This is a genomic window from Micrococcus sp. KRD128 (assembly GCF_017168395.1).
In the GTDB taxonomy this organism is placed as follows: domain Bacteria; phylum Actinomycetota; class Actinomycetes; order Actinomycetales; family Micrococcaceae; genus Micrococcus; species Micrococcus luteus.
Genome location: NZ_JABFAX010000008.1, coordinates 1 through 7,213, shown reverse-complemented (window position 1 = coordinate 7,213; position 7,213 = coordinate 1). Strand labels below are relative to the sequence as shown.

Here is a 7,213-nt window from a genome sequence, read left to right as displayed (position 1 = left end):
GCCATGTCCCCCACCCCCACCCGGTCCTCACGCGGCCCCGGCTGGCGCCTCCACGGCGACGGCCGCACCATCACCCCGGGCACCGTCGTCGCCCCGGACGAGCGGCTGAGCTGGCCCCGGACCGTGGGCATCGGCGTGCAGCACGTGATGGCCATGTTCGGCGCCACCGTGCTCGTGCCCGCCCTGACCGGCATGCCCGCGACGACGGCGCTGCTCTTCTCCGGCCTCGGCACCCTGCTCTTCCTGGTCATCACGGGCAACCGCCTGCCCTCGTACCTGGGCAGCTCGTTCGCGTTCATCGCACCGCTGACGGCCGCCGCCACGATCGGCGGCACGGGGGCCGCGCTCGGCGGCATCCTCGTGACGGGCCTGCTGCTCACGGTGATCGGCGCGATCGTGCACCGCGCCGGCACCGGCTGGATCCACGCGCTCATGCCGCCGGCGGTGATGGGCACGATCGTGGCCCTGATCGGCCTCAACCTCGCCGGCGCCACGACGACGGCCATGCAGGAGGTGCCCGTCACCACGTTCGGCACGGCCCTGGCGGTGGTGCTCACGGCGGTGGCGTTCCGGGGACTCCTGGGCCGCCTGTCCATCCTCGTGGGCATCGTGGTGGGCTACCTGCTGGCCCTCGCGCAGGGTCAGGTGGACTTCGCCGCCGTCCGGGAGGCCGCCTGGATCGGGCTGCCGCCCTTCCACGGCCCGGAGCTGCGCTGGGACCTGCTGCCCCTGTTCCTGCCCGTGGTGCTCGTGCTGGTCGCGGAGAACATCGGCCATGTCAGGACCGTCGGACTGATGACCAAGCGCGACCTGGACCCGCTCACCGGCCGTGCCCTGATCGCGGACGGCCTGTCCACCATGCTCTCCGGCGCGGGCGGCGGCGTCGGCACCACCACGTATGCCGAGAACATCGGCGTGATGGCCAGCTCTCGCGTCTACTCGACGGCGGCGTACTGGGTGGCCGGCCTGACCGCGATCGCCCTCGCGTTCCTGCCGAAGTTCGGGGCCGCCGTCGCCACCATCCCGGCCGGGGTGGCCGGCGGCGCGGGCATCATCCTCTACGGGATGATCGGCATGATGGGCGTGCGCATCTGGGTGCAGAACCGCGTGGACTTCTCCAACACCGTGCACCTCATGACGGCGGGTGCGGGCCTGATCATCGCGATCGCCGACCCCCAGCTCGTGGTCGGCGGGCTCGTGTTCGGCGGCATCACGCTCGGCACGGTCGCCGCCCTGGTGGTGTACCACCTCATGACGGCGATCGCCCGCGCCCGCGGCACCGAGCCGGTGCCCGAGGACGAGGAGGAGTTCGAGGCCTCGGAGGCCGGCCGGCTCGGCTGACCCCGACTCCGCCCCGCCCCGCGCACTTTCGGTCGTGAGATAGGGCCAATCTCACGACCGAAAGCGCTGAGAACCCCCATTTCTCGTTCGACAACGCGGGGGGTCGGCTGCGCGGGGCGGGGCCGAGCTCGACCGCGCGCACGTGTTCCACTCGTGGAGCGCGCAGCGCGATCTGAATCCGATGACCATCCTCGACGCCGAGGGGTCGTGGGTGTGGGACGGCGAGGGTGAGGACCTGGTCGAGCACGTCGAGGCCGAAGCGCAGGTCCGCGTCCGAGATGTTCAGCGGCGGGCACAGGTGGAACCGGTTCTCGGCCATGAACAGCAGCAGCCCCCGGTCCTTCGCCTCGGCCATCATCCGCCCCATCACGGGCGCCACCTGACCGAGCGGGGCCAGCCGCTCCCGAGTCTGCCGGTCCTTCACCAGCTCGACGGCCCAGAACGCGCCGGCGCCGCGCACGTCGCCCACGCTCGGATGGGCCGCGGCGATCTCGGCCAGCCGCGGCCCGATGATCTGATCGCCGATGCGCTTCGCGTTGGCCACCATGCCCTCCTCCTCCATCGCGGTGATCGCGGCGACGGCGGCCGCGCACGCGAGGGGGTGGCCCGAGTAGGTCAGGCCGCCGGGGTAGGGCGTGGTCGCGAAGCTCTCGTAGACGTCGTCGCTCATGGCGACGCCGCCCAACGGCACGTACCCGGAGTTGACCCCCTTGGCGAACGTGACGATGTCCGGGGTGACGCCCGTCAGCTGATGGCCGAACCACTCGCCCACGCGGCCGAAGCCGACCATGACCTCGTCGATGATCAGCAGGATCCCGTGCTCACGGCACAGCTCCCCGACGCCGGCCATGTAGCCCGGCGGCGGCAGGAAGATGCCCGCGGTGCCGGGGACGGCCTCGAGGACCACGGCGGCCACGGTGGAGGGGCCCTCGAGCTCGATCACGTCGCGCAGGTGGGCCAGCGCCCGCTCGGCCTCCTGCTCGTCGCTCTCCGAGCCGAACGCGGAGCGGTACGTGTACGCGGGCTGGAAGTGCACGACGCCGTCGGAGGCCGAGTCCGAGCCCACGCGCCGCAGGGAACCGGTCAGGTTCGCCGTCAGGCGCGTGGCGCCGTGGTACGAGAGGTACGCGGAGAGCACCTTGTGCCGGCCCGTGTGCAGGCGCGCCATCCGCACCGCGTGCTCGTTGGCCTCCGCGCCCGCGTTCGTGAAGAACACGTGGTTGATGGACTCCGGCAGCCGCTCCGTGATCAGCCGGGCCGCCTCGGACCGGGCGTCGTTGACGTGCTGCGGGGCCACGGTGGCGAGCGTCTCGGCCTGTTCGCGGATCGCGGCCACGATCTTCGGGTGGCGGTGGCCGACGTTCGTGAAGACGAGCTGCCCGCTGAAGTCGACCATGGGCCGACCCTCGCCGTCCCACACCCACGACCCCTCGGCGTCGAGGATGGTCATCGGATTCAGATCGCGCTGCGCGCTCCACGAGTGGAACACGTGCGCGCGGTCGAGCTCGTGGGCGCGGCGGCCCCGCTCGATGGCCTCGTCGCTGATCCGGGGATCCCGGCGGCCGACGTGCTGCTGATGCTCGGACATGCGCCCTCCTTGAGTGTGATGCGGGTCATTCCGAGCATAGGCGCGCCCGCCCTCAGCGTGAGCTGGCGCCCCGCCGCCCGCGGGCCACCCCCACGAACGCCTGCACGAGCTCCGAGTCGGCCGCCTTGAGCCAGGCCAGGGCGACATCCCAGCCGGGGTGGCGGGCGTCGTCGTCGCCCTGACCCGCGGGGTCCGGCCCCTCGACGGCGGCGCCCGCCTCCGCCTCGGCCCGTGCCTGCTCGTCCGCGAGCGCGGACCGCGTGGCGGCGGCCTCGCGGTCGGCGCGGGACAGGCCCACGGTGTCGTCCAGGGTGGAGGCCAGCGGCAGCACGATCACGTCCTTGCGGCCGAACATGCGGGCCACGGACATCGGCAGCACGACGTGGCCGGCGCCGGACGCGGCGATCTCCAGGGCCATCCGCTCGCCCGCGCCGGGCAGCTCGGCGGCGTCCATCGGCTCCGCGCTGGGGGCCGAGGCGAAGCGGGCGGGATCCAGCTCCTCGTCCGGGTCGAGCTCGGCGGGCGGCACGGGGCCGTCCGCGTCCACGTCCCACGCGGCGAGCAGGTGGTCCCTGCCCACGCACACCACCGGCAGCTCGGAGTACACGCCCACGAGGTGCACGTGCCGCGGGTCGACGCCGCCGGCGCGCAGGAACTCCTCGGCGGGCACGTCGCGGCGGCGCCGCACGTAGCCCAGCTGCGGCAGGAAGTGGCGGGGCTGACCGGCGTCGTCGTGGGCGAGGTGGGCCAGCTGGGCGGCGTCGTCGTGGTTGACGAGCTGCACCGTGCGCTGGCGGGTGGTGAACCGCTCCACCCACGTGGACGGCGTGGCCCCGGGGATGGTGGCCAGGAAGAGGGTCTCAGGCGGGACGGGCAGGTCGGCCGGTGGCGCGGGCGCGGGACGACGCCGGCCCTCACCTCCGGCGCGGCCCGCGGGCTTCACGCCCTTGGCCACGCCGCGCCCGCCGCCGGAGCGGGTGGACCGGGCGGGGCCGCCCCTGCTCGCGCGGGACTTCCCGCCCCGGCCGCCACGGGAGCCCCTCAGCGGACCTTCTCCTTCAGGAAGGAGACCGCGCGGTCCCAGGCGAGGGCCGCGGCCTCGGGCCGGTGGTTGCCCTGGGGGTTCTCGTCGTTGTGGAAGGCGTGCGGGGCGTCGTAGTAGAAGTACTCGACGTCGGCCCCGGACTCCTCACGGATCTGCTGCTCCTGCCTCCGCGCGTCCTCGACGGGGAAGGAGTCGTCCTGTTCGGCGTAGTGGCCCTGAACGGCGGCGGTGACGCCGGAGAAGTCGCCGGGCACGCCCTGGCCCACACCGTAGAAGGGCACGGCGGCGGAGACCTTGTCCCCCTGCTGGGCCGCGAGGGCGAGCACGAAGCCGCCGCCCATGCAGAAGCCGATCGCGCCCACGGTCTGCGAGGTCACCTCGTCCCGCGCGAGGAGCCAGTCGACGGCGCCGGCGAGCTGGCGGGCGCCCTCCTCGGCGGGCAGGTTCTGCATCATCTCGCCGGCCTCGTCGCCGTCGTGGGCGATCCAGCCGCCGTAGAGGTCGGGGGCGAGCGCGACGAAGCCGAGGTCGGCGAGGCGGTCGCACACGTCCTTGATGTGGTCCACCAGGCCCCACCACTCCTGGATCACGATCACGCCGGGGCCCTTCCCGGAGGCGGGCAGCGCGAGGTAGCCGTGGCCCGTCCGGTCGCCGTCCTGGCCGGCGTCCTTGGTGGGCAGGTCGAACGTGACGTTCTGGTGCGGGGTCTTCGAAGCCATCATGGGCCCCACCCTACGAGGAGACCGGGCCCCTCATCGAGGGACCCGGTCTCGACGCGCGAGGTCGACTCAGGCTCAGGCCTGGGCGTCGGCCTCGGGCAGCACGAAGGCGGCGCCGATCTCGAGCTTCACCTTGTCCGAGACCAGGACGCCGCCGGCCTCGGTGGCCGCGTTCCAGGTCAGGCCGAAGTCCTTGCGGGAGATCTCGCCGGTGGCCTCGAAGCCCACGCGGGTCGCGCCGAAGGGATCCTTGTCCTGGCCGCCGAACTCGGCCTCGAGCTCCACGGTCTGGGTGACGCCGTGCAGCGTCAGCTCGCCGACCAGGGTGAACTCCTCGGGCTCGCCGCGGACCTCGGTGGAGCGGAAGGTCATGGTGGGGAACTGCTCCACGTCGAAGAAGTCGGCGGAGCGCAGGTGGGCGTCGCGGCCCTCGTTCTTGGTGCTGATGGAGGCGACGTCGACGGTCACGTCGACGGAGGACTGGGTGAACTGCTCGGCGATGACGAGCTGGCCCTCCACGGCGTGGAAGGTGCCGCGGACCTTGGAGATGCCGGCGTGGCGGACGACGAAGTCGACGTCCGAGTGCGCGGCGTCGAGATTCCAGGTTCCGGTGGTGATGGCGTTCATGGGGTGCTCCTTCTGAAGCGGATCTGTCTGGTGTGTCCGGGGTGGGCCGCCGCGGGGGGCGAGGGCTCCGTGGCCTCCGAACTTGTTTCAAATTTAAACATCATCCGGGCGGGTTGTCCATGCCTGGTCGTCAAAATTCGAAAGAGAGACGGACGTCACGGGCCGCGGGGGCCCATCGGGCCGCGCCCACCCACGACGACGGCCCGGAACCTGTGGGGGTTCCGGGCCGTCGGCGCGGGGTCAGGCGGCGGGGCCGCCCCCCGTCACGGGTAGAGGCCGCGGGTGCGGTGGGCCTCGGCCACGCGCTGCACGGCGGTCAGGGTGGCGGCCTCGCGCAGGCTCACGCGGCGGCTCTCGGAGGTGGCCAGCACGGCCTGCCACGCGGCGACCATGCGCTGCTTCAGGCGCTCGTCCACCTCCTCACGGCTCCACCAGTAGGCCTGGTTCGCCTGGACCCACTCGAAGTAGGAGACGATCACGCCGCCGGCGTTGGCCAGGATGTCCGGGACGACCAGGACGCCCTTCTCCGCGAGGATGCGGTCGGCCTCGCCCGTGGTGGGGCCGTTGGCGCCCTCCACCACCAGCCGGGCGCGCACGCGCGGGGCGTTCTCCTCGGTCAGCACGGACTGCACGGCGGCCGGGACCACGAGGTCCACGTCCATCTCGAGCAGCTCGTCCGCGTCCATGGACGCGGTGCCGGGGGTGTCCTTCACGGAGCCGGTGTCCCAGAGCTGCCTCTGCAGGGCGTCGTAGTGCAGGCCCTCGTCGTCGCGCACGGCGCCGTACTGGTCCGACACGGCCACGACCTTCACGCCGGCCGCCTCGAGCAGCTCGACCGTGCCGGCGCCGACCTTGCCGAAGCCCTGGACCGCCGCCGTCGCCTGCGACGGCTCGATGCCGAGGTGCTCGAGCGCGGCGAGCGCCACGTGGACCACGCCCGCCGAGGTGGCGGAGGCACGGCCCAGCGAGCCGCCGAGCGAGACGGGCTTGCCGGTGACCACGCCGAGCGTGGTGTGGCCGACGTTCACCGAGTAGGTGTCCATCATCCAGGCCATGGTCTGCTCGTCCGTGCCCACGTCCGGGGCGGGGATGTCCACCTCGGGGCCGATGATCGGCTGGATCTCGGAGGTGTAGCGGCGGGTGACGCGCTCGAGCTCGGCCTTCGAGTACTGGCGCGGGTCGATGGTCACCCCGCCCTTGGCGCCGCCGTAGGGCACGTCCAGCAGGGCGCACTTCCAGGTCATCCACATGGCCAGCGCGCGGACCTCGTCCAGGTCCACGTCCAGGCTGAAGCGCACGCCGCCCTTGGCCGGGCCGCGGGAGAAGTTGTGCTGCACGCGGTAGCCGCGGAGCACCTCGGTGGAGCCGTCGTCGCGGCGCAGGGGGATGGAGACGGCCATCTCGCGGCGGGGGGCGGCGAGCATCTGGTGCAGGCCCTCGTCGTAGCCGAGCGTCTTCACGGCGGCGGAGAGCTGGGCCAGGGCGTTGTCGAGCGGGGAGGACGGGGCCGTCACGGCCTCGTCCTCGGCGGGGATCCTCGTCATTGAGCGTCCTCGTGGTCCGGTGGGAAGGAATGTGTCGCGGCCCGACCGACGCGCGGAGGGCCGCGCCCCATTGCGCGGCCGACGCCGTCCGGACCGCGATGAACGCTACGCGCTCCCCCCGCACCCGTCACCCCTTCTGAGCCGAGATCCACACTCACCCGGGTGACGTCGGACACAGCGGCGTGTACTGTGCTGTGGACGCGCCGCACACCCGCGGCGCCCTTCGGCGTCGAACCGACGCCGCTCGCTCAGGGCCCACCTGGTCCGTCCCCCGGCCGTCCGCCGCGCGAGGCACCCCGCCCGCGACCTCGGCCCGACGCCCCAGCCCCGTGAAGGAGCCCCTCATGAC

At 73.0% G+C, this 7,213-nt stretch carries 5 protein-coding genes and 1 pseudogene; 1 reads left to right on the top strand and 5 read right to left on the bottom strand.

Annotated features, from left to right (window positions below):
* The first annotated feature begins 3 nt into the window (after positions 1-3).
* Complete coding sequence (locus J1M44_RS03420; protein ID WP_144825016.1) at positions 4-1,341, top strand: uracil-xanthine permease family protein; 1,338 nt, start codon at positions 4-6, stop codon at positions 1,339-1,341.
* Positions 1,342-1,561: 220 nt separating this feature from the next.
* On the opposite strand, the pseudogene J1M44_RS03415 reads toward J1M44_RS03420, so the two are convergent.
* The 5 genes and pseudogenes from J1M44_RS03415 to J1M44_RS03395 form a co-directional block, all read right to left on the bottom strand.
* Positions 1,562-2,929: pseudogene (locus J1M44_RS03415) on the bottom strand (aminotransferase class III-fold pyridoxal phosphate-dependent enzyme); the annotation flags it as partial.
* Positions 2,930-2,981: 52 nt separating this feature from the next.
* Complete coding sequence (locus tag J1M44_RS03410) at positions 2,982-3,884, bottom strand: hypothetical protein (RefSeq protein WP_065572762.1); 903 nt, start codon at positions 3,882-3,884, stop codon at positions 2,982-2,984.
* An 86-nt stretch (positions 3,885-3,970) separates the two neighbouring features.
* On the bottom strand, positions 3,971-4,696 hold the full coding sequence (locus J1M44_RS03405) for a dienelactone hydrolase family protein (RefSeq protein ID WP_002858216.1): 726 nt from the start codon (positions 4,694-4,696) through the stop codon (positions 3,971-3,973).
* 72 nt (positions 4,697-4,768) lie between these two features.
* A complete protein-coding gene (locus J1M44_RS03400; protein WP_065572761.1) occupies positions 4,769-5,320 on the bottom strand; it encodes a YceI family protein in 552 nt (183 codons plus the stop codon).
* Between the two features lie 263 nt (positions 5,321-5,583).
* Positions 5,584-6,864, bottom strand: coding sequence for a Glu/Leu/Phe/Val family dehydrogenase (locus J1M44_RS03395; protein WP_144825018.1), 1,281 nt, complete (start codon positions 6,862-6,864; stop codon positions 5,584-5,586).
* Positions 6,865-7,213: the final 349 nt, after the last annotated feature.